The organism is Lentibacter sp. (assembly GCF_029254145.1).
Classification (GTDB): domain Bacteria; phylum Pseudomonadota; class Alphaproteobacteria; order Rhodobacterales; family Rhodobacteraceae; genus Lentibacter.
This window is the reverse complement of record NZ_JAQWYD010000082.1, coordinates 1-20757: the sequence shown is the minus strand read 5'-3', so window position 1 is coordinate 20757 and position 20757 is coordinate 1. Positions and strand designations below refer to the sequence as shown.

At 55.2% G+C, this 20757-nt stretch carries 20 protein-coding genes; 8 read left to right on the top strand and 12 right to left on the bottom strand.

Annotated features, from left to right (window positions below; translation table 11 throughout):
* Positions 1-10 precede the first annotated feature (10 nt).
* Positions 11-958 (top strand): phosphate acyltransferase, encoded by a 948-nt coding sequence (locus tag P8O11_RS09515; RefSeq protein ID WP_300293865.1) that lies wholly within the window; start codon positions 11-13, stop codon positions 956-958.
* Entirely contained in the window at positions 959-2023 is a 1065-nt protein-coding gene (locus P8O11_RS09510) for an acetate kinase (protein WP_300293864.1), read from the top strand.
* A 1-nt stretch (position 2024) separates the two neighbouring features.
* Here P8O11_RS09510 and P8O11_RS09505 read toward each other — a convergent pair whose 3' ends face one another.
* Complete coding sequence (locus P8O11_RS09505; RefSeq protein WP_300293863.1) at positions 2025-2876, bottom strand: phosphate acyltransferase; 852 nt, start codon at positions 2874-2876, stop codon at positions 2025-2027.
* 36 nt (positions 2877-2912) lie between these two features.
* On the opposite strand from P8O11_RS09505, the gene P8O11_RS09500 reads away from it, so the two are divergent.
* On the top strand, positions 2913-4046 hold the full coding sequence (locus P8O11_RS09500) for a citrate/2-methylcitrate synthase (protein WP_300293862.1): 1134 nt from the start codon (positions 2913-2915) through the stop codon (positions 4044-4046).
* The gene (locus P8O11_RS09495; RefSeq protein ID WP_300293861.1) at positions 4043-4792 is read left to right on the top strand and encodes a sulfite exporter TauE/SafE family protein; all 750 of its coding nucleotides are present in this window, start codon (positions 4043-4045) and stop codon (positions 4790-4792) included. The genes P8O11_RS09500 and P8O11_RS09495 overlap by 4 nt, the downstream gene beginning before the upstream one ends.
* A 10-nt stretch (positions 4793-4802) precedes the next feature.
* Here the strand turns inward: P8O11_RS09495 and P8O11_RS09490 are convergent, their stop codons facing one another.
* Together P8O11_RS09490 and P8O11_RS09485 are read right to left on the bottom strand one after the other, a co-directional pair.
* Positions 4803-5447 carry a DUF1523 family protein gene (locus P8O11_RS09490; protein ID WP_300293860.1) on the bottom strand — a complete coding sequence of 215 codons (645 nt, stop codon included), beginning with the start codon at positions 5445-5447 and terminating at the stop codon, positions 4803-4805.
* A gap of 8 nt (positions 5448-5455) precedes the next feature.
* Complete coding sequence (locus tag P8O11_RS09485; RefSeq protein ID WP_300293859.1) at positions 5456-5725, bottom strand: hypothetical protein; 270 nt, start codon at positions 5723-5725, stop codon at positions 5456-5458.
* A 374-nt stretch (positions 5726-6099) separates the two neighbouring features.
* On the opposite strand from P8O11_RS09485, the gene P8O11_RS09480 reads away from it, so the two are divergent.
* Positions 6100-7347 carry a Hint domain-containing protein gene (locus tag P8O11_RS09480; RefSeq protein WP_300293858.1) on the top strand — a complete coding sequence of 416 codons (1248 nt, stop codon included), beginning with the start codon at positions 6100-6102 and terminating at the stop codon, positions 7345-7347.
* Positions 7348-7509: 162 nt separating this feature from the next.
* On the opposite strand, the gene P8O11_RS09475 is transcribed toward P8O11_RS09480, so the two are convergent.
* Together P8O11_RS09475 and P8O11_RS09470 are read right to left on the bottom strand one after the other, a co-directional pair.
* Positions 7510-7713, bottom strand: coding sequence for a hypothetical protein (locus P8O11_RS09475; protein WP_143037395.1), 204 nt, complete (start codon positions 7711-7713; stop codon positions 7510-7512).
* A 213-nt stretch (positions 7714-7926) separates the two neighbouring features.
* Positions 7927-9060 (bottom strand): S-(hydroxymethyl)glutathione dehydrogenase/class III alcohol dehydrogenase, encoded by a 1134-nt coding sequence (locus P8O11_RS09470; RefSeq protein ID WP_300293857.1) that lies wholly within the window; start codon positions 9058-9060, stop codon positions 7927-7929.
* 144 nt (positions 9061-9204) lie between these two features.
* On the opposite strand from P8O11_RS09470, the gene P8O11_RS09465 reads away from it, so the two are divergent.
* Entirely contained in the window at positions 9205-9516 is a 312-nt protein-coding gene (locus P8O11_RS09465; RefSeq protein WP_300293856.1) for an I78 family peptidase inhibitor, read from the top strand.
* On the opposite strand, the gene P8O11_RS09460 is transcribed toward P8O11_RS09465, so the two are convergent.
* Together P8O11_RS09460 and rimK are read right to left on the bottom strand one after the other, a co-directional pair.
* Positions 9517-9957 carry a cytochrome c gene (locus tag P8O11_RS09460; protein WP_300293855.1) on the bottom strand — a complete coding sequence of 147 codons (441 nt, stop codon included), beginning with the start codon at positions 9955-9957 and terminating at the stop codon, positions 9517-9519.
* An 89-nt stretch (positions 9958-10046) separates the two neighbouring features.
* Positions 10047-11453: a 30S ribosomal protein S6--L-glutamate ligase gene (gene rimK, locus P8O11_RS09455; protein WP_300293854.1), complete on the bottom strand. Its 1407-nt coding sequence runs from the start codon at positions 11451-11453 to the stop codon at positions 10047-10049.
* A gap of 163 nt (positions 11454-11616) precedes the next feature.
* Between rimK and tgt the strand changes: the two genes are divergently transcribed.
* Together tgt and P8O11_RS09445 are read left to right on the top strand one after the other, a co-directional pair.
* The gene (gene tgt, locus P8O11_RS09450) at positions 11617-12747 is read left to right on the top strand and encodes a tRNA guanosine(34) transglycosylase Tgt (protein WP_300293853.1); all 1131 of its coding nucleotides are present in this window, start codon (positions 11617-11619) and stop codon (positions 12745-12747) included.
* A 312-nt stretch (positions 12748-13059) separates the two neighbouring features.
* Positions 13060-13398: a DUF2794 domain-containing protein gene (locus tag P8O11_RS09445; RefSeq protein ID WP_089886845.1), complete on the top strand. Its 339-nt coding sequence runs from the start codon at positions 13060-13062 to the stop codon at positions 13396-13398.
* 61 nt (positions 13399-13459) lie between these two features.
* Here P8O11_RS09445 and gyrB read toward each other — a convergent pair whose 3' ends face one another.
* The 5 genes from gyrB to rpsT form a co-directional block, all read right to left on the bottom strand.
* The gene (gene gyrB / locus P8O11_RS09440) at positions 13460-15877 is read right to left on the bottom strand and encodes a DNA topoisomerase (ATP-hydrolyzing) subunit B (RefSeq protein WP_300293852.1); all 2418 of its coding nucleotides are present in this window, start codon (positions 15875-15877) and stop codon (positions 13460-13462) included.
* 466 nt (positions 15878-16343) lie between these two features.
* Positions 16344-17447 carry a DNA replication/repair protein RecF gene (gene recF / locus P8O11_RS09435; protein WP_300293851.1) on the bottom strand — a complete coding sequence of 368 codons (1104 nt, stop codon included), beginning with the start codon at positions 17445-17447 and terminating at the stop codon, positions 16344-16346.
* A gap of 21 nt (positions 17448-17468) precedes the next feature.
* Entirely contained in the window at positions 17469-18587 is a 1119-nt protein-coding gene (gene dnaN / locus P8O11_RS09430; protein ID WP_300293850.1) for a DNA polymerase III subunit beta, read from the bottom strand.
* Between the two features lie 121 nt (positions 18588-18708).
* Positions 18709-20082 (bottom strand): chromosomal replication initiator protein DnaA, encoded by a 1374-nt coding sequence (gene dnaA / locus P8O11_RS09425; protein ID WP_300293849.1) that lies wholly within the window; start codon positions 20080-20082, stop codon positions 18709-18711.
* 421 nt (positions 20083-20503) lie between these two features.
* Positions 20504-20757 (bottom strand): 30S ribosomal protein S20 (gene rpsT, locus P8O11_RS09420; RefSeq protein ID WP_300293848.1); only part of this gene is annotated, 254 nt, incomplete at its 5' end.

The following is a 20757-nucleotide window of genomic DNA, read 5'->3' as shown; positions in this document are numbered from 1 at the left end:
AAGAAAACCCATGACAGCGCCATATCCCTTCCTCTCTACAACCTTGCCAACCGCGCCCCAGCGCCTTCTCACACAAGCGCGGAACCTGCCGACACCCCGCGTCGCTCTGGTCAATGCGGGCGCTGTCACACCACTTCTCGGCATTCGCGAAGCGGCTGAAGCTGGCCTCGCAGAGCCAATCTTAATAGGCGACACAGCAAAGATACGTGCTGCCGCCGCAGCGATCGAATATGACATCTCCAATCTGCGGATTGTCCACGCGCCCCATGCCCAAGCCAGCGAAAAGGCCGCCGAACTCGCCCGCGAAGGTGAGGTAGACGCCATAATGAAAGGGCAGGTCCATACCTCGACTTTTCTCAAAAGCCTCCTGCCCACAAAAGCAGGCCTTCGCGACAAGAATACCCGCTGCACCCACCTTTTCCATATCACCACGCCCCACAGCGATCGCCCCCTGCTTCTGACCGATGCGGCGCTCAACGTAGACCCTAGCATCGAGACACGCCAAGCCTGCCTCGCCCATGCCGTTGCACTCGCACAGACACTTGGGATCACCCGCCCAAAAGCCGCGCTTCTGGCCCCCTCAGAAGACGCGACGCCCTCCATCACCAACACAATGGAAAGCGCAAGCATTGCCGAATGGGCAAAAGCAAACCAGCCCCAAGCCGATGTCGCTGGCCCCATCGCGATGGACCTCATCTTGTCCAAGCAGGCCGCCGAGATCAAAGGCTACAAAAGCACGGTCGCTGGTGATGCAGACATCATCATCACCCCCAACATCACGACTGGAAACGCCCTCTTCAAGTTTATGGTGCTTGGCATGGGCTGCTGCGCGGGCGGGCTTGTCGTCGGCGCGCGTGTTCCGATCCTGCTCACATCCCGCTCTCAAGAAGCCGCCGCGCGTCTTGCCTCCGCGGCCCTCGGCGCCATCTCGGCCCATCAGGTAAAGAAAGCTCTCTAGATGCTCCTTGTTCTCAACACAGGCTCTTCCTCGCTCAAACTCGCGGTCTTCAATGCGGCGCTTGATTTGGTCGTCGATGGCAATGTCTCAGGTGTCGGCGGCCAAGGTCGCATGGCACTGGGCGAGACCAAAACGGATGTAACTACAAGCAATCACGGGGAAGCGCTCGACTGTCTGCTCAAGGGCCTCAGGGCGCGGGGCATTGCCCTGTCAGACATCACGGGCGCTGCGCACCGCGTCGTGCATGGCGGCCGCCGCCTCACCGCACCAATGCGTATCACACCCGAAGCATTGGCACAGATCAAGGCGATGGTCCCTCTTGCGCCTCTGCACAATCCCCCCGCCCTAGCAGGCATAGCTGCCGTGACCGCCAAACTGCCAAATCTGGCCCAGTTCGCAAGCTTTGACACCGCTTTTCACGCCGCCCAACCCGATGTTGCCACCGCCTACGCCCTCCCGCGCGCACAGCGTGATGCAGGCATACGTCGCTATGGTTTTCATGGTCTCAGTTACGCAGGCATGGTCCGACAGTTCGGCGACAAACTGCCCCACCGCCTCCTCGCGCTGCATCTTGGCGCAGGCGTCAGCCTCTGCGCGATCAAGGATGGGCGCTCCATCGCGACGTCAATGGGCTATTCGCCGCTCTCTGGCCCGACAATGGCCACCCGCACAGGCGATATTGATGGCATGGCCGTGCTACGCATTGCGCAGGAGCTCGGCTTTGACGCGGCTACAGAGCTTCTCAACAAACAGAGCGGCCTGCTTGGCCTTTCGGGCATAACAGCAGACATGCGCGCGCTCCTCTCCGACCCCTCAGCAGACGCCGCATTCGCGGTAGAGCATTTCGTCTATTCTGTGGTGCACCAAGCAGGCGGTCTCATCGCGGCCCTTGAAGGTGTCGACGCCATCGCCTTCACGGGCGGCATCGGCGAAAACTCCGCGCCCATCCGAGAACGCATCATGGCAAAGCTTGCGTGGCTCGGCGACCTCCCCGTTCATATTATCCCCGCCGATGAGGAGCGTCAGATCGCGATCGACGCGACCTCCCTCCTCCAAGCGACATGAGCTACGCCTGCGCCACAACAATAGCGCTCACGGCAACAATATCTTCAACGGTCGCACCACGGCTCAGATCTCCGACAGGCTTTGCAAAGCCCTGCAAGATCGGCCCAAGCGCTTGTGCGCCCGCAAGCTCCTGCGCAAGTTTATACGCAATATTGCCCGCGTCCAAACTTGGGAAAATCAACACATTCGCATTCCCCGCCCCCATACCCTTCTTGGTAGCAACCTTTGGGTTTAAAGCTGCGTCGCCCTGGACAGGCCCAACAAACCCCGCAAGTTCCGCCGCCGTGCGCACCCGCTCCACACTTTCCCCTGCGCCGCTCGTGCCAGTCGAAAACGACAGCATAGCAACCTCAGAATGCCCCAAAAGCGCCTTGGCGCTCGCGTGTGAGGCGCGCGCAATATCCGCCAGTTCCTCAGCACTTGGCTCAAGGTTCAAAGCACAATCTGCGAAGATCATCTCACGCCCGTCAGGAAACAGCATCACAAAGAAAGACGAGGGCAAAGTCACGCCCTCAGCTGGTCCAATGGCCATCGCCGCCGCCTCAATCACCCGCCGTGTCGGGCTGTCGGCCCCCGCAACCATGGCGTCCGCCTCGCCTGCGGCCACCATGGCTGCCGCACGGTATAGCGGCTTCTTGAGCAAACGCCGCGCCATCACTTCTTTCATGCCCCGCGCCATGACAAGCGCCTGCACCTGCGCTTCCGTAACATCACCCAAAGCGAGCGGCTCACAAATTCCCTCCGCCCCAAGCCGCGCCATCGCCTCGGCAATTCGCGGCTCATCCGCCTCCGGAAAAACAACTCGTTTAGGCCTTTCCCGCGCCACGCCATAAATTTTTTTCAAAAATTCCATGTATGCCTCTGTATACTTTCCTCAAAGGAGCCAGCAATGAGCACAGACGTCAAGATAAACCGCGGCCTCAAAGGCATCTACTTCGAACGTTCAGGCGTGTCTCACATCGACGGTGCCAAAGGCGAACTGTCCTATCGCGGCTACTCGATCCACGATCTCGCCACGCGCTCCACCTTTGAAGAAGTCTGCTACCTGCTCATCTTCGGCGAGCTTCCCAGTACAATCGAGCTGGCCGATTTTGACGCCCGTCTCAAAACCGCACGTAGCCTCCCACCTGCAATCTACGACATCATCGAAAGCACCAAGACAGGTCACCCGATGGATGTCTTGCGCACAGCTGTCTCAGCCCTCGCAGCGCTTGAACCACAGAGTCAAAACGTGGGTGAAGGCGCCTTTATCGAAAACGGCATACGCCTGACCGCTCAAGTCCCAATGATCATCGCGGCGCATGAACATATCCGAAATGGCCGCGCGCCTGTGCCCGCAGACCCCTCACTCAGCCACGCCGCCAACTGGCTCTATATGCTCAAAGGAGAACGCCCGTCTGAGGATGCCGCACGCCTCGCAGATGTGGACTTCATCCTCCACGCTGAACACGGCGCAAACGCGTCGGCCTTTGCCGCCCGCGTGACCGTAGGAACCGAGGCCAACCTGCACGGCGCCATGGTCACAGCCCTCGCCACACTCGCTGGCCCCGCCCACGGCGGCGCTGCTGAAGATGTGATGAAAATGGTGCAAGAAATCGGCGCGCCAGACAAGGCCGCCGCCTACGTCAAAGCCAAACGTGCCGCCCGCGAAGCCGTCACAGGATTTGGCCACCGCGTCTACTGCGCCGAGGACCCCCGCGCGCGCCACATGCGCGAGGGCGTTCGCAAGCTCGGCGAAGAAATGGGCGCTCCAGTTTGGTACGAAATTCTGCAAGGTGTGGTCGAGGCTATGAAGCCCTATTCGCGTCACGGCCTAAATGTGAATGTCGACTTTTATTCAGGCGTCATATACCAACTTCACGGCATCCCGATGGACCTCTACGTGCCTATTTTCGCGATAGGCCGCATGCCCGGGTGGGTTATTCAATGCATAGAGCAACAGCGCGGCAATATTCTCATTCGCCCGCTCACACTCTACAACGGCCCCGAACTGCGCGATTATGTAGACATGAGTGACAGGTGACAGAACTTCTAGACCTAACAAGCGCCCAACTGGCCTTCGCACTTGCCGCCGTTTTCGTCGCAGGCGTCGTGCGCGGGTTTGCGGGCTTTGCGCTCTCTGCGCTCACAATGGCAGCGCTGGCCAGTACAATTCCCCCAGTGGAACTGATCCCTATTTGCACCATGCTCGAGCTCGCCTCTGCCGCCCTGCTGATGCGCGGCGGCTTTTCCGAGGCCAACAAACGCATGGCCATCACGTTGCAGTCAGGGGCGCTTATAGGCGTGCCCTCAGGCCTCTATCTCACCACAACGATTGATCCCGAACTCTCAAAGATCATCGCCCTGTGCCTGATCGTCACTCTCGCGCTGCTACAGCTCGCGCGCGTCCGCCTGCCCCTCACAACATCCCCAGTGCCAACGTTCATCACAGGAATCTTCTCAGGCTTCGTCACAGGCCTCGCCAGTATCGGTGGCCTCGTGATTGCACTCTACACACTTGCGCTGCAAATGCCGCCCAAAAACATGCGCGGAACCCTGATCGTAATCATCTTTATAGGGGGCGCGCTGACGTTCCTGTGGCAGCTCCTGTACGGAATGATCACGCCCTTGGCACTCACTCGCTTCGCCGCCTTCGCTCCGCCAATGCTCGCAGGAGTCCTGCTGGGGCGCGCCTTCTTCAAGCCCGAATATGAGCGTCACTATCGCCCCTTCTGCCTGACGTTGCTGATTGGCCTCGCCGTTTTTGGCCTTCTCAAAACGCTGCTATAGAGCGCCAGCCCTACTTGCTGCGCCAGCTATCAAGCCACTTCTGAACGCGGCTCTTGCGCATATCATAGCCGTCTTCCAGAGCGTCCATCGTCGGATCCACAGTGCGCTCCACAAACTGTCGCAACATCGCACGCACAAAGAAAAAGCCAACAATCAAGAAGGCAAAGAAGAAGAGATTAAACCAAGGAAACGGGCGGTACTCAGGCCCACTCACAGGCTTGATCGAAATCGCATTGGGATAGATAGACAAGAAACGCATACGCCAGCCATAATGCGTGATCGACACCCACTGCTCCTTACCTGCCAGTGCCGAAGCTTCGGCTTCAAGGTCCGAGCTATCAAATTTGAAGTAGGGCGGATAAACGCCCGTGTCCTCGTTGCGATAAACCATCACACGCTCACCACCGCGCCACAGCCCCAAAAACCAAGTATCAACCTTTACAGTATTGATCAGCCGCAGGTCGCGCATATCGCCTTCCGCTGAGCCCAGATCCACCTGATTGTAAAAGATCTGCTGAAAGCTCGACAGACGTTCCAGACGGTCCGAGATGCCTGTCACTTTCGCCACATCATGCTGCGGCAACGTATAATGCAGATAGAGCCCAGCAATCACGAACAAGACCACTCGAAAAATTCGTCTCACATTACGCATCATACGCCCTCTCAATTGATCACATAAATCAGCGTCACCACCGCAATGGTGGGTATCACATAAACCAGCAAGATCAACTTCCGCCTGAAGCCACTCTGATACGCTGCCATACCAGCATCGACAAAGTCGTCACGGCTCTGGCCAGCCCGCGCCTCTTCGTCAAGCTCAACCCAGTCATCTTCAAGACGTTCCCGCCTGACAGACCGCGAGTAAATCGAGATAAGGACATAAATAACTGTCAGCAGAACAAACCCGACAACCGCAAACCTAACAAACTGCATCCTACCTCCTAAAGCGTTTCGGGATAAATCACCTCAAAACGCGCACTTCTTCATTGGTGTTTCGCACAGCTCGGCTGAAATGAGCTCTCAGCTTATCCTCAAACCGCTTTCACAGCGCTCAAATATACCCTTCACAGGCACTCATCCTCAGCCCAGTCTGCCCGTTTTCCACTGGCGATACAATCCGGGCAGCCCCATACGCATCAACGAAAAAATTGGGCTCAATAAGGAAACAAAACTGCGCTCAAGCCACGGACTGTCGCAAAAGATGCACACAATATTGCCCTAAATTTAACTCAACTGTTTCTAAAATGGGTCCAATAAACGCCTTTCCGCTCCGTCAATTTGGCCTCGCGCGATGAGGAGCGAGAGAAATGGGCACGGTTGGCTACTATTCAATGACGGCAGGCCAAGGCCAAGCGTCGCAGGTCGATGAGATCACGAACAACGGCGACACCGCCGTGAACGTGACCATTCCCAATGCGACGCAGCTGGCCTCACTGGACAGCCTCTATGTGGTTAACCCGTCCAACAGTAGCTTCGGTGCAGAGTATATGGCCAACCTCGGAGCCATTTCTGCTGCGGTCAACAGCGGCATGAACCTCATTATTTTTGACCGCGCCGTGACCAATGCCCAAACAATCCTACCAGGAACAGGCTCAACAATCACAGCGGTACGCAACTTTGCCAGCGGAACAGATGTTAACGTCGCCGCAGGCGCCCCCACGTCCTTCACCAATGGCGCAAACGGCGTGATTGATGACAGCACATTTGATGGTGGCAACTACTCAAACCACGGCTATGTCGAGCTTTCTTCGCTCCCACCTGGCGCAACAGCCTTGCTCACAACCAGCGACCCGACCCACATTGTCGCCTTCACCTACCCCGTCGGCTCAGGCAACGTGTTCTATTCCACAATGCCAATCGATTACTATACAGGCCAAAACAACCCCGCAATCAGCCCCGCCGATATCTTCACGCTCTTTACCAATACACAGCAAACGGTGATGTGCTTTGCCGCAGGAACGATGATCGAAACCCTCCTCGGTCAGCGCGCCATCGAAGACCTCCGGATCGGCAGCGCGGTCCAAATCCACGATGGTCGCATAGAGCGTATCCGCTGGATCAGCGCCTCCAAGATCAGCGCTTCCGACCTGAAAGAAAATCCAACGCTGCGCCCCGTGCGCATCACAGCAGGCGCCCTTGGCAATGGCTTACCCACGCGTGATCTCTTGGTTTCGCGTCAGCATCGTATGCTCTTGCGCTCCCGCGTTGCCGAGCGCATGTTTGGCGCCCGCGACGCTCTCGTATCCGCCATCAAGCTCACAGCTTTGCCTGGCATCTACGTTGATGAAAGCGTGGAAGACGTCGAGTATTTCCACATCCTGTTTGATCAACACGAGATCATCTTTGCCGAAGGCGCCGCGTCAGAGAGCCTCTTCACAGGCCCCGAAGCGCTTAAATCCGTTCCCGCCAAGGCCCGCGCCGAGCTGATGCAACTGTTCCCCAATCTCGCCCGCTTTGACTACAAAGCCACTTCCGCCGCGCACATCCCATCGGGCAAGCTTCAAACTGCACTCGTGGCGCGGCATCTGAAAAACGCGAAGGCGGTCTTTGCGTAAGATGCTTCGGGGCTCTAGCCCGCGCGCCATCTGGAGATAGCTTTTCGCTAACCAGCACATGCTCCAAACACCGCTTATCGCCGCTGGGTGGCCCATGTCGCTCAGCGTCTAAGCCAATACAAGACGATCTCATCCATACGCAGAACATGTTCAGCTATCGGACTATTCGTCTTTCTTCTTGTCCAAAAGATAGGCCACTCCACCAACAGCCGAGAAGATCAGAAGACCGATTCCCACAGGCACAGCCGATAGGCCCAGCGCATCGAACCGCGCCCAAGCTTCAAAGCCAATAAGATCGCCAAGGCTAAGGATTACGGCGAAAGCCACACAAATCCCGATGGTGAATACCACTGCTTTTCTAATCATACCTTGGCGTCTCCCGTGTTGGCTCATCCTGCGTAAGCGGTTTTGTCATGCTTTTCGACACTCTTTTCAAACCGCCGCATCCTATCCGCTTCCAGCTTGTTGACTAAAACAATCTGCAGCACCCTTTGGTGCTGCAGACAGTCGATCCATGCCTTGCCAGTCTCCATAAGGCGCTCAGGCGTCTGACCTTTGGAAAGCAGCAGAGCTGTATAGTTAGTATACAACCACGCTTCGGATGCTCTCGCCTGAGTGCATGAGATCAAAGGCTTTGTTGATCTCTTCAAGTGGCATTTTGTGAGTGATCATCTCGTCGATCTCCACTTTGCCATCCATATACCAATCGACAATTTTGGGCACATCGGTACGTCCCTTTGCCCCGCCAAAGGCTGTCCCTTTCCAGACGCGGCCTGTCACAAGCTGAAACGGTCGTGTGCTGATCTCGGCCCCAGCAGGCGCAACGCCGATGATCACCGAAACGCCCCAACCACGGTGGGAGCATTCCAGCGCATCCCGCATAACTTTCACGTTGCCTGTAGCATCAAAGGAATAGTCCACACCGCCGAAAGCGTCTTTCTCGGTTTTGGTCAATTCAACAATCGCCTCGGTCACCGTCTGACCCTCAAGTTTTGACGGATTCACAAAATCAGTCATACCGAATTTGCGTGCCATGGCTTCCTTGTCGTCATTGAGATCAACCCCAATGATCTTGTCAGCCCCCGCCATACGCAGCCCCTGGATCACGTTGAGACCAATGCCGCCAAGACCAAAAACAGCCGCAGTCGACCCGATCTCGACACCCGCTGTGTTGATCACCGCACCGATACCTGTGGTCACGCCACAGCCAATGTAGCAGATACTCTCAAACGGTGCGTCCTTGCGCACCTTGGCAAGTGCAATTTCGGGCATGACAGTATGATTGGCAAAGGTCGAACAGCCCATATAGTGGAAGATCGGCGTCCCATCGAGCATCTTGAAACGCGTGGTTCCATCCGGCATCAGCCCTTGGCCCTGCGTCCCACGAATGGCAGTACAGAGGTTCGTCTTTCCAGAGAGACACGCATGGCATTCACGGCACTCAGGCGTATAGAGCGGGATCACATGATCGCCAGGCACAAGCGTTGTGACGCCCTCGCCGACTTCAAGAACGATGCCCGCGCCCTCATGGCCAAGAATACTGGGAAAGAGCCCCTCGGGGTCGTCACCCGAGCGGGTAAACTCATCGGTGTGGCACACGCCTGTGGCCTTGATCTCGATGAGGACTTCGCCCCTCTTGGGGCCCTCAAGTTCGACTTCCATAATCTCAAGTGGCTTGCCTGCTGCAAGCGCGACGGCTGCACGTGTTCGCATGATGTGTCTCCCAAATATCTCGTCCAAAGCCTGCGGCAAACAGCACAGACTTGCAAGACTTAGGGGGAAACAGGGCACTCATATTCCCCTGATATCCAAGCCTGCGTCTTGCTACCAATCCTTAGAGATTGGGGAGTTTTAATAATGTATGTTTCACGTATCACCGCGGCACTTGCTGCAACCACTCTTTTGACAGCCTGCCAAATGAACGGCATGCTTGAACAAAAAGATCCACTCATCCCAGCAACCACGCGTGCCGCCCTCGCCGACACATGCGGGGCTGGCGATCTGACCTTCATGGCTGGGATGCGGGTGGCCGAGGTCGAATTTGATACCGCACAGCGTCCCGTACGCATCGTTGGCCCCAAAACTGCAGTCACCACAGATTACCAGCCCGAGCGCCTCAATGTTAAAATCGATGCCTCAGACCGGATCACTGGATTTAGCTGCGGCTGATCACTTCTTGATGCGATAGGCCTTGTGGCAGGCTGCACATGTGCCACCAAGGTCGCCCATGCCTGCCTGAACCCAGCCAAGATCACTTGTATCAAGCTCTTCGGCTGCAGCGCCCATCGCCTGTGCCTTCATCTCAAAATCAGCCCAGTTTGCCCAGATCGCAGGAAGCGCAGTTGATTTAGGGTCCATTTCTTGCGCCTCAAACGCCGCAGGTATTTTGGCAGCGTGATCAATCAGCGCCTGCCGCGCCTCGCCCGCCTTGTCGACGTCAAACGCCATCTCGCCCTTGGCCATCGCGCCCAAAGTGCCCGTGGCAATCTTAACGCCATCCATCAGCATCATCCGCGCCTTCACGGCCTCGTTTTCCACACCTTCGGTCATGGCAAAGCCCGTGCCCGCGATCGTTGCGCTGAGCGCCAGTGTCACAAAAAATCTTTTCATCAGTACTCTCCTGTTGGTTGCTTATATTACGCCACGGAACGCCAAACCGATCAAGACACGCTAATGTGAAGCGCAAGAAAGGCGCACTTTCACGCCTTCGCTTTCCCGCGTTTGCGCACTGGCGCAGGCCGCACCCGCGCCTCGATCATCTCATAAAGCGTCCCAGCAATATTCTTGCCGCTCGCGCCTTCGATCCCTTCTAGCCCTGGTGAGGAATTCACCTCAAGAACCTTCGGACCGTCACTCGCGCGCAAAAGATCAACACCCGCCATATGAAGTCCAAAAGCCTTTGTCGCCTTTAGCACCACATCGCGTTCTGCCTTGCTGATTTTCACAGCCTCCGCAGTGCCACCCCTGTGCAAATTGGAGCGAAAGTCACCCTCCGCACCCGTGCGCCGCATCGAGGCCACAACCTTACCACCAATCACAAAACAACGGATATCCTCACCCGCAGCTTCTTTCACAAAGTTCTGAACAAGAAAATTCGCTTTCAGCCCGCGAAACGCATCAATAACCGACTCAGCCGCCTTCTTGGTTTCCGCCAAGACAACGCCCTTGCCCTGCGTGCTCTCCAAAAGTTTCACAATCAGAGGCGCGGTCCCCACAAGCCCGACAATCGAGTTGGTGTCCTTCGGACTCGCGGCAAAAGCCGTGTTCGGCATCCCGATCTTATGTCGCGCCATAAGCTGATGCGCATGAAGCTTATCGCGGCTTGCCGTAATCCCCTGTGAAGAGTTCACACAAAATGTCCCGATAGTTTCAAACTGGCGCACAACAGCCGTACCATATGAGGTGATAGAGGCTCCGATCCGTGGGATAACTGCATCATAGCGGGCCAGCCGCTTGCCGTCATAATGCACCTCAGGCGCAAGCGCATTCAGCGCCATATAACAACGCGTTGTGTCGATCACTTCGACAACATGCCCCCGCTTCTCACCCTCTTCCACAAGACGGCGAGTCGAATAATTATCCTCACGGCTCAAAACAGCCACGCGCAGCGCCCGTTCTGGAGCTGTCTCGCGCACCCGCTTGCTGTGATACACATCATAGCTCAGCTCAGGCTGCAGAAACCGCTCCGTCGCTACGATACTGATATGGTCCTTAAGCGCCTGCCGCCCAAGCAACATACGGTTGCTCATGGTTGCACGGTTGCTCAGCGTAATCTCAATGGGCCAACGGTGACCGTTCACCAGCAGGTTTGTCTCGATAACATAGCGGTTCTCACTCTCCCCATTGGAGGAGGTCACTTCGCGACGATCCTTGATCTCGGCAGAACAGGCAAACACAATGTCTTCACGTCCCGGAACCGGGTGCACCATAAAACGCACCTTGGGCTTGGATGAAGCACCGAACACTTCAATATCATAGGCATGAAGTGCCGAGGTTTTCGCCCCTGTATCTACTTTAGCCTGAATCGCCGGCAAGCCGAGCTGGGGTAAAGCCACCCACTCTTCCCATCCGAACGACAAAATAGAACTACTCTTATCAAGACTCATGCGCTGCAATCCAATGTTTGAAAACGGCTGATGCCGAGCCTATAGCAATAAGGCTCTCAGACCAACTCGCGGCATTTCGCATAGTTTTTCTCACAGGGCTAGCCCCTAACGTCATCGGCTTCTCTCTTGGCAATCAGCTCTATTTCCGCCAAGACACAAAACTATGACACAAGAATTCTCCTTCTCCCTCGCCGCCACTTCGGGCAAAGCCCGCACTGGAACAATCAGCACACCGCGGGGCGATATCCGCACGCCAGCATTTATGCCAGTCGGGACTGCCGCAACAGTCAAAGCGATGATGCCCGAAAGCGTGCGCGCCACAGGTGCCGACATCCTCCTTGGCAACACCTATCATCTTATGCTGCGCCCCACCGCCGAACGCATCGCCGCTCTGGGCGGTTTGCATAAATTCATGAATTGGGACCGCCCGATTCTCACAGACTCGGGGGGCTTTCAGGTCATGTCGCTTGCAGACCTGCGCAAGCTTACGGAAGAAGGCGTGGCGTTCAAAAGCCACATCGACGGCTCCAAGCACATGCTCAGCCCCGAGCGCAGTATGGAAATCCAGCGCCTTCTCGGATCTGACATTGTCATGTGCTTTGACGAGTGCCCCGCATTGCCCGCAACAAGAGATGACATTGCCAAATCCATGGAGCTGTCCATGCGCTGGGCCAAGCGCTCACGCACAGCTTTTGGTGAGCGTCCCGGTTACGCCCTGTTCGGCATCCAGCAAGGCGGCCTCGAGGAAGACCTGCGCGCCCAATCCGCTGAGGCCCTTCAGGACATAGGCTTTGAAGGCTACGCTGTAGGTGGCCTCGCAGTCGGTGAAGGTCAGGAGGCCATGTTCAACACCCTCGAGTTCACGCCAGACCAACTCCCCACAGACAAACCACGCTACCTGATGGGCGTCGGCAAACCCGATGATATCGTCGGCGCTGTCGCGCGCGGTATCGATATGATGGACTGCGTCCTCCCCTCCCGCTCGGGCCGTACCGGTCAGGTCTTCACCCGTCTCGGCGTGCTCAACATCAAAAACGCCCGCCATCAGGACGACCCGCGCCCGCTCGACGAAAACTGCGGTTGCCCCGCGTGCAAGAATTACAGCCGCGCCTATCTGCACCATGTCTTCCGCTCTCAGGAAATCATCTCCTCGATGCTGCTCACATGGCACAATCTCCATTACTACCAAGACCTCATGGCAGGGATGCGTGCGGCGATCGCTGAAGATCGCTTCACCAAATTCGAGCGAGACTTTCACAGCACCCGCGCCCAAGGCGACATCGACCCCCTCTAATCTACCCTCTGCTTCCCCTTTCCTAAAATATCTCGGGGGTCTGGGGGCTGCCCCCCAGCGGGTCGAAGGGCGCGCAGCGCACTTCGAAACACACCCCGCATCAACGGGCCCCGTTAACCTGTCTTTAGAGACCTTAACCCTTGGTTCAGAAAGCCAGCGCACCGCACGCCACATTAACACCCCGAAATCCCGTTTTGCCGGTGCACGGGTTGTGCACGCATTGTGCACGCTTTTCACCCCCCTAGAATCACCCCCATTAACCTTTTCAAAGCAGGGCTTGATTCACGCGAAAAACGCGGCCACGCTAGTGGCATGAACATGGCATCCCACACGCCCTTTCCAATCGGCTCGCAAGTCGCCTTTCACCGTACCGAGCTCTCGCTTATCCTCGGCCTCTATGGCCGCATGGTGGCGGCAGGCGAATGGCGCGATTATGGTATCTCCTGCCTCAAGGATTACGCCGTGTTTTCGGTCTTTCGTCGGACAGCCGAAAACCCACTTTACCGCATCGAAAAGCACCCCAAACTGCGGCTCAAACAGGGACAATATTCAGTCATTGGACTCAACGGTCAGGTGCTCAAACGCGGCCATGATCTCAAAGCAGTCCTGCGCGTTCTGGAGCGCAAACTCATCCGCGCTGTCAGCGACTGAGGCGTATAAAAAAGGCCCGAATTCCACTCGGAATTCGGGCCTCTATCTTTACCTAAACTGCTTAAAAGTCTAGGTTTTCGACGCTTAGAGCATTCTGCTGGATAAACTCGCGGCGCGGCTCCACAACATCTCCCATCAGCTTGGTAAACAGGTCATCCGCTTCTGCCATATCCTCGACTTTCACTTGCAAGAACGTGCGCGCATCAGGGTCCAAAGTCGTTTCCCAAAGTTGGCTCGGGTTCATCTCGCCAAGGCCTTTGTAACGCTGTAGGGACAGCCCGCGTTCGCCCTCTTCAAGGATCGCTTTCAGAAGGTCCAAAGGCCCATAAATCATCTGGGTTCGATCCTTGCGCTCAAGCTTCGCAGGCTTGCCGTAGACCTCTTGTAAGCTCTGGGTCAGCGTGCCCGTGCGCCGTGCCTCTCCAGAGCGCAGCATCGGCCCATCCAACGTGCGGACTTCTTCGACACCACGCAAAATACGCGCCAGTCGGATGCCATGATCCTGCGTGATACGACCGTGCCAACCCTTCTCATATTCCAACGCAATAAGGTCCAGTCGCTTCGCAACCATATCGGCCACACCCTGCAAATCGCCTTCAATTGCACCGGGAATAAATGCCCCCGCAATCGCAGCTTGCTCAAGGATATGACGTGGGTAATGCGTTGGAAACGCATCCAAAACACGCCGCAGCTGGCGCGCTTCATCTACAACACGGATCAGATCCTGACCGGCCATTTCGGCCCCGTCACCTAGCTTCAAGACTGCCCCGTCAACACCTTGCTGCACGAGGTAATCATCAAGCGCATTCTGGTCCTTGAGGTAGACTTCAGACTTCCCACGCGCCACTTTGTAAAGCGGCGGCTGGGCAATGTAGAGATACCCGCCCTCGATCAACTCAGGCATCTGACGATAGAAGAACGTCAACAAAAGCGTACGAATATGCGCGCCGTCCACGTCCGCATCCGTCATCAAAACGATCTTGTGATAGCGCAACTTTTCAATATTGAATTCATCGCGTCCAATCCCCGTTCCAAGCGCCATCACAAGGTTACCAATCTCTTGGCTTCCAAGCATGCGGTCAAAGCGCGCGCGCTCCACGTTGAGAATCTTGCCTTTAAGCGGCAAAATAGCTTGTGTGCCACGGTCGCGCCCAGTTTGGGCAGAACCGCCAGCGGAGTCCCCTTCCACGATGAAAAGCTCTGTTTTGCTTGGGTCTTTCTCCGAGCAATCCTTGAGTTTTCCAGCGAGGAAATTCACGTCCATTGCCGTCTTGCGCCGCGTCAATTCTCGCGCCTTGCGCGCCGCCTCACGGGCATGAGCTGCTTCAACAATCTTGCCAACAATTGTTTTGGCTTGTTGAGGGTTTTCTTCAAACCATTCGGCAAGTTTGTCGCCCACCAGACTTTCGACAACTGGGCGCACTTCAGAGCTCACCAATTTATCTTTGGTCTGACTTGAGAATTTGGGATCGGGAACCTTGACGGAAAGCACACAAGTCAGCCCCTCGCGCGCATCATCGCCCGTAAAGTTAATTTTTTCTTTCTTAGCTATACCCGATGATTGGGCATAGTTGTTGATCGTCCGCGTCAGCGCGCCCCTGAAGCCCGCCATATGCGTGCCGCCGTCGCGCTGCGGAATGTTGTTTGTGAAAGGAAGAACGTTCTCGTGGTAGCTATCATTCCACCACATGCCGACCTCGACGACGATATCGTCCTTTTCACCCATGATGTAGATCGGCTCTTCCATGACCGAACTCTTTGAGCGGTCAAGGTACTTAACGAATTCTTTTACGCCGCCGTCATAGTAGAGCTCTGTCTTGAGTGACTCAGCAGGACGCTCGTCTTCCAAGATAATACGCACACCACTGTTTAGAAACGCCAGTTCGCGCAAGCGTTTTTCCAAAACTGCAAATTCAAAATCAAGATTTGAAAACGTTTCAGTAGACGCAAGAAAGCGCACTTCCGTGCCGGTCTCGCCATTGGCATCACCAACAACACGTAAGTGCTCAACAGTGTCGCCATGCGAAAACTTCGCGTAATGCTCTTTGCCATCACGCCAAACGCGCAACTCAAGCCAGACCGAGAGTGCATTCACAACCGAAACGCCTACACCGTGAAGGCCGCCTGAAACCTTATAGGAGTTGCTGTCAAACTTACCGCCCGCATGGAGCTGGGTCATGATGACTTCCGCCGCCGAAACGCCCTCTTCCTCGTGAATGCCAACAGGAACGCCACGACCGTTATCTCGCACGGAAACCGACGAATCCGCATGGATTTTGACGTTCACATAGTCCGCATGACCAGCCAGCGCTTCGTCGATGCCATTATCAACCACCTCATAGACCATATGGTGCAGACCTGAGCCATCATCGGTGTCACCGATATACATCCCAGGGCGCTTACGGACGGCCTCCAACCCCTTGAGAACCTTGATGGAATCGGCGCCATACTCTTCGGGTTTCTGCTCGTTCTCTGACATTTACACGCTTCCTTTGCGATTTTGTCATTTTATACTGTTTATGGTGGGGAATGTCACGCGCAACCGCTATATTTTGAGCCATCATGGCCACTTAGATCAGAACAGCACAAAGCGGGCTAAAGTACCGATAGCTTGGGGCAAATCAGCTCCAAAAGCCGTAATTTGGTCATAGTATTTTCCGCTCTTTGACGCAGTCTCTTGCGACGGTAAGGGTATGAAAAAACAGCGCACCAAAACAACGCACGCCCCAGATACCTCCTCCTTCAAGCCCAAGAGGCCAGCCGATGATGTCCTTTGGTCGCCACTAGAAGGGTTACTCCTCTGTGCAGCGAACGTTGCTGTCTTTGCCTTCTTGCTGGGCCAAGGGCACTACGCATATGTCGCTTATCTCTTCGAGCCTGTCTTCGCCATTGGACTTCTCGTCATTTGTGGTCAATGGGCCTACAAAATTAGTCAGAAAAAGCGCTCAGCACGCAACCAGCCTTGAGCTTCCGTCAGCGTCCTTCACTTCGATATGCTGAGCTCGGTCACCCAACTCAGTAAAAAGCTCTGGTCCTGTGCCAGTCATCCAGGCCTGCGCTCCCAAAGCGCAGATTTCATCATACAACGCGGCCCGTCGGTTCGCATCAAGATGCGCCGCGACCTCGTCCAAAAGAACGATAGGAGGTGCCCCTACATCCGCCTTGAGCGCGCGGGCGTTTGCTAGAATAAGAGAAATCAAAAGCGCTTTTTGTTCTCCCGTCGAACAGTCCTTTGCAGGCACACCCTTGGCTGCAAAAACACCATATAGATCAGAGCGATGCGGCCCAACCAAAGCACGGCCAGCGGCCATGTCCCGAAAGCGGCTTTCGCTCAAAGCTTCCTCAAGATCAGCGACCGTTCCAGGCATGGCGCCTTCGCTCTGAACCAACTCAAGATCCGCTGAAGGAAAGGCCGTCTCTGCGCCGTCTTGTGCGGCTCTAAGGCGTTCGAGCGTCGCAACCCTATTGGCGTGAATGCCCGCACCACTCTTTGCCATCTTCGCCTCAAGAGCCGCATACCAGTGCGTATCACGGACCTCAGCCTTCAACAGCCTGTTTCGCTCACGCATGGCCTTTTCGAATTCAAGCGATAGATCTGAATGATCAGGGAAAAAACTCATGCTCATACGGTCAAGGAAACGGCGGCGTCCGTCTGCTCCCTCTATCCAAAGCCGGTCCATAGACGGGATCAGCCACACAACTCGTGCGATCCGCCCAAGTGCTGTCTGAGCAGCGGCCTTATCATCAATTCGGACAGACCGCGCCGCCCCGTCTTCAGAGCTGGTTTCGACTTCAAAGGTTCGGCCATCCTGCTCTATAAGCCCAGAAAGCTTCCAGCCTATATCCTCGGGCCGCTTTGCCATATCTCTAGCTGAGGCACGCCGCATGCCTCTCCCTGGAGAAAAAAGGGAAACGGCTTCAAGGATATTGGTTTTTCCAGCCCCGTTGGCCCCAAAAATAGCCAAAGGCCGCGCATCTATTTCAAGCTGCGCAGCCTTATGAGAGCGGAAATGTGAGAGCTTAAGTTTGGTCAGGGCAAGCGAAGCCATGAGTGCTTACCCCGCCACAACTCAAACGCGCATTGGCATCACGACATAGACAGCCGATGTATCATTGCCTTCGCGCATCAAAGTTGGATCACCCGAAGAGTTAAACAAAAATACCGCGTTTTCACGATCTACCTGATTTGCAATTTCGAGCAAATACTTGGCGTTAAAGCCAATTTCGAGGTGCTCGTCGCCATAGGCCACAGCCAGCTCTTCTTCGGCGGCACCACTGTCAGGCGCGTTTACCGACAAAATCAACTTGTCTTCAGCAAGCGTAAGCTTCACAGCGCGCGAGCGCTCTGATGAAACTGTGGCCACACGATCAACAGCCTTGGCAAACTCGGCAGCATCCACTTCAAGCTTGCGGGTATTACCCTGTGGGATCACGCGCGTGTAATCTGGGAATGTCCCATCAATAACTTTTGATGTCAGCGTAATATCTGGCGTTGCAAAGCGGATCTTTGTTTCACTGACAGATACAGCGATTTTGGCCTCGTCATCGTCCAGAAGCTTGCGCAACTCACCAACCGTCTTACGCGGCACAATCACACCAGGCATCTCCGCTGCACCAGAAGGCAGCTCTGCATCAATACGTGCAAGACGGTGGCCGTCTGTTGCCACGCAGCGCAATACCTTGCCACCATCAGAATCTGAGATGTGCATATACACGCCGTTGAGATAATAGCGTGTTTCCTCAGTGGAAATCGCAAATTTGGACTTGTCAAAAAGCCGACGCAGCACGACTGCCGGCGCAGAAAAGTTCGAGCTGTATTCCGATGTTGCCATCACAGGGAAATCTTCTTTAGGCAATGTTGCCAAAGAGAAATTAGACCGGCCCGCCTCAACTGTGAGACGACCCTTGGCGCCATCGTCCGTGAGCGTCACAAGCGATCCATCGGGCAATTTCCGAACAATCTCATGGAGAAGTACGGCTGACACAGTTGTCGCTCCCGCCCGCTCAACTTGTGCATCGGCGCGATCGACCACTTCTATATCGAGGTCTGTGGCGCGGAAGCGTACATCACTGTCTTGCGCCTCAATCAGCACATTCGCCAGAATAGGGATCGTATTGCGGCGCTCTACGACCGACTGTGCTTGTGCCACAGCTTTCAAAAGTGCGGCGCGCTCTATGCTAAACTTCATCCCTAGCTCCTCTGTGCTGGCGGGACGAACAAATTAGCCCATCCCCCAGTCAACACAAGTTCTTTCTTGTGTTGTCCACTGGAAAGCCAAAGGCGTCAAGCACCTAGGCCACTGCTCTTGCTTAAGCTTCCAATATGCGGCGCAGAATCTCGATGTCTTCTGCAAGCTGCCCATCCTGAGCACGCATATCCTCAATCTTGCGCACCCCATACATTATGGTCGTATGATCGCGGCCCCCAAAACAGCGGCCAATCTCGGGAAGTGAGCGGCTTGTCAGCTGTTTGCACAAATACATGGCAACTTGGCGAGGGCGCGCATAAGTGCGCACGCGCTTAGGCCCGATCATATCGCTCAAGCGTATATTGTAGTGCTCGGAAACTTTACGTTGAATCTCTTCAACCGAAATCTTGCGCTCAGAATTCCGCAGTACGTCCGCCAAGCAATCTTGCACCAACTCGAGAGTGATAGGTCGGCCAACAAGAGAGGCAAACGCAAACAACCGTGTCAGCGCCCCCTCAAGAACGCGCACATTTGTACTGATACGATGTGCAAGGAACTCAAGTACACCCGCGTCAAGAGACAGTTCGGGGTATTGCGCTTGCTGCACTTCTACTTTTGACTGGAGGATACCAAGCCGCAGTTCGTAATCGGTCGGGTGCAAATCCACCACAAGACCACACTGCAAACGGCTTTTTATCCGCTCTTCGAGATCCTTGATTTCTCCAGGAGCGCGATCTGCAGAAATAATGATCTGCTTACGTTGGTCGACCAACGCGTTGAACGTATGGAAAAACTCTTCCTGGGTACTGTCTTTGCCCGCGATGAACTGCACGTCATCAACCATAAGCACATCAACCGAGCGAAACAGCTCTTTGAAGTCCATCATTTTACGGTCGCGCAGTGCCTGTACAAAGCGATACATGAATTGCTCAGCAGACAGATAGACCACATTTAGATCAGGTCGGGAGGTTTGAAGCTCCCATGCAATCGCATGCATCAAGTGCGTTTTACCAAGCCCAACACCACCATACAGAAACAGGGGGTTAAACGTCACTGGACCACCTTCAGCTACGCGCTTCGCTGCCGCGTGGGCGAGCTCGTTGGGCTTGCCCACGACAAAGTTTGCGAACGTAAATTTTGAATCCAGTGGCGCGGCAGCAAAAGGAGCCTCGCGCTTTTGAGGGGTCGCTTCAACAAAAGCGCCTTCTGCAGCCGCGGCGCCTTCTGCCGGATTGGACACAGCAGGCGATTGGCCAACAGGAACAGTAAAGTGCACACGAGACACGTTTAATCCCATACCCATCATCTGATACAGGATCTGGTCGCCAAAGTTTTGTTTAACGTAGTTTCCGAGGAAGGTCGTGGGAACATTGAACGTGGCAACGCCATCGCGGACATCATCAAAATCAAGCGGCTCAATCCAGCTTGAATAGTTATTTTTGCCAACGGCTTTCAAAAGGTTGCCTTGCAACATGCCCCACTGTTCATCAGTCATATTTGTCCCGTTTCGTCCCAAGCACTAAAATCTAGCGCGCATCTACAAATAAAATATCATTCGGGCCCCTGCAGCAGGACTCCTGAACGAGCGTTCACCTAAAATGCAGCCAATACTCTAAGCTCCAGCTGAAGCTGGTCCGAGTTCAAGGCGCCATTTTTACCTTTGGACATATGACCGGAGTTTAAATTCTTGGCTCCCATACCAAGACGGAAATTCGGTCTGTCCCCCCAAAGCGAGGTGAATCGCTGGATCGAAATTAGCAACATGCTGGGCGGCCTAGCAACTTATCTTCACTCTTGACTCTCGATTCAGTGAAAAAGAATCTCACAAGCTTTTTCGTCGAACTGAAAACATTAGGAAAAACGAAAAACGGCACCCCAGAAGGAGCGCCGTTTTAGCATAAAAAGAGCGCTTAAATTTAAGCGAGCGCTTTGACGCGTGATGTCAGGCGTGACATTTTGCGCGATGCTGTGTTCTTATGAAAAACGCCTTTTGTAACGCCGCGCATCAGCTCAGGTTGTGCTGCACGAAGAGCAGCAGCTGCCGCTTCTTTGTCACCAGAAGCAATCGCTTCTTCAACTTTGCGAAGGTATGTGCGGATCCGTGAACGGCGCGCTTTGTTCACAGCGAAGCGTGCTTCGTTCTGACGGGCGCGTTTTTTTGCTTGGGGCG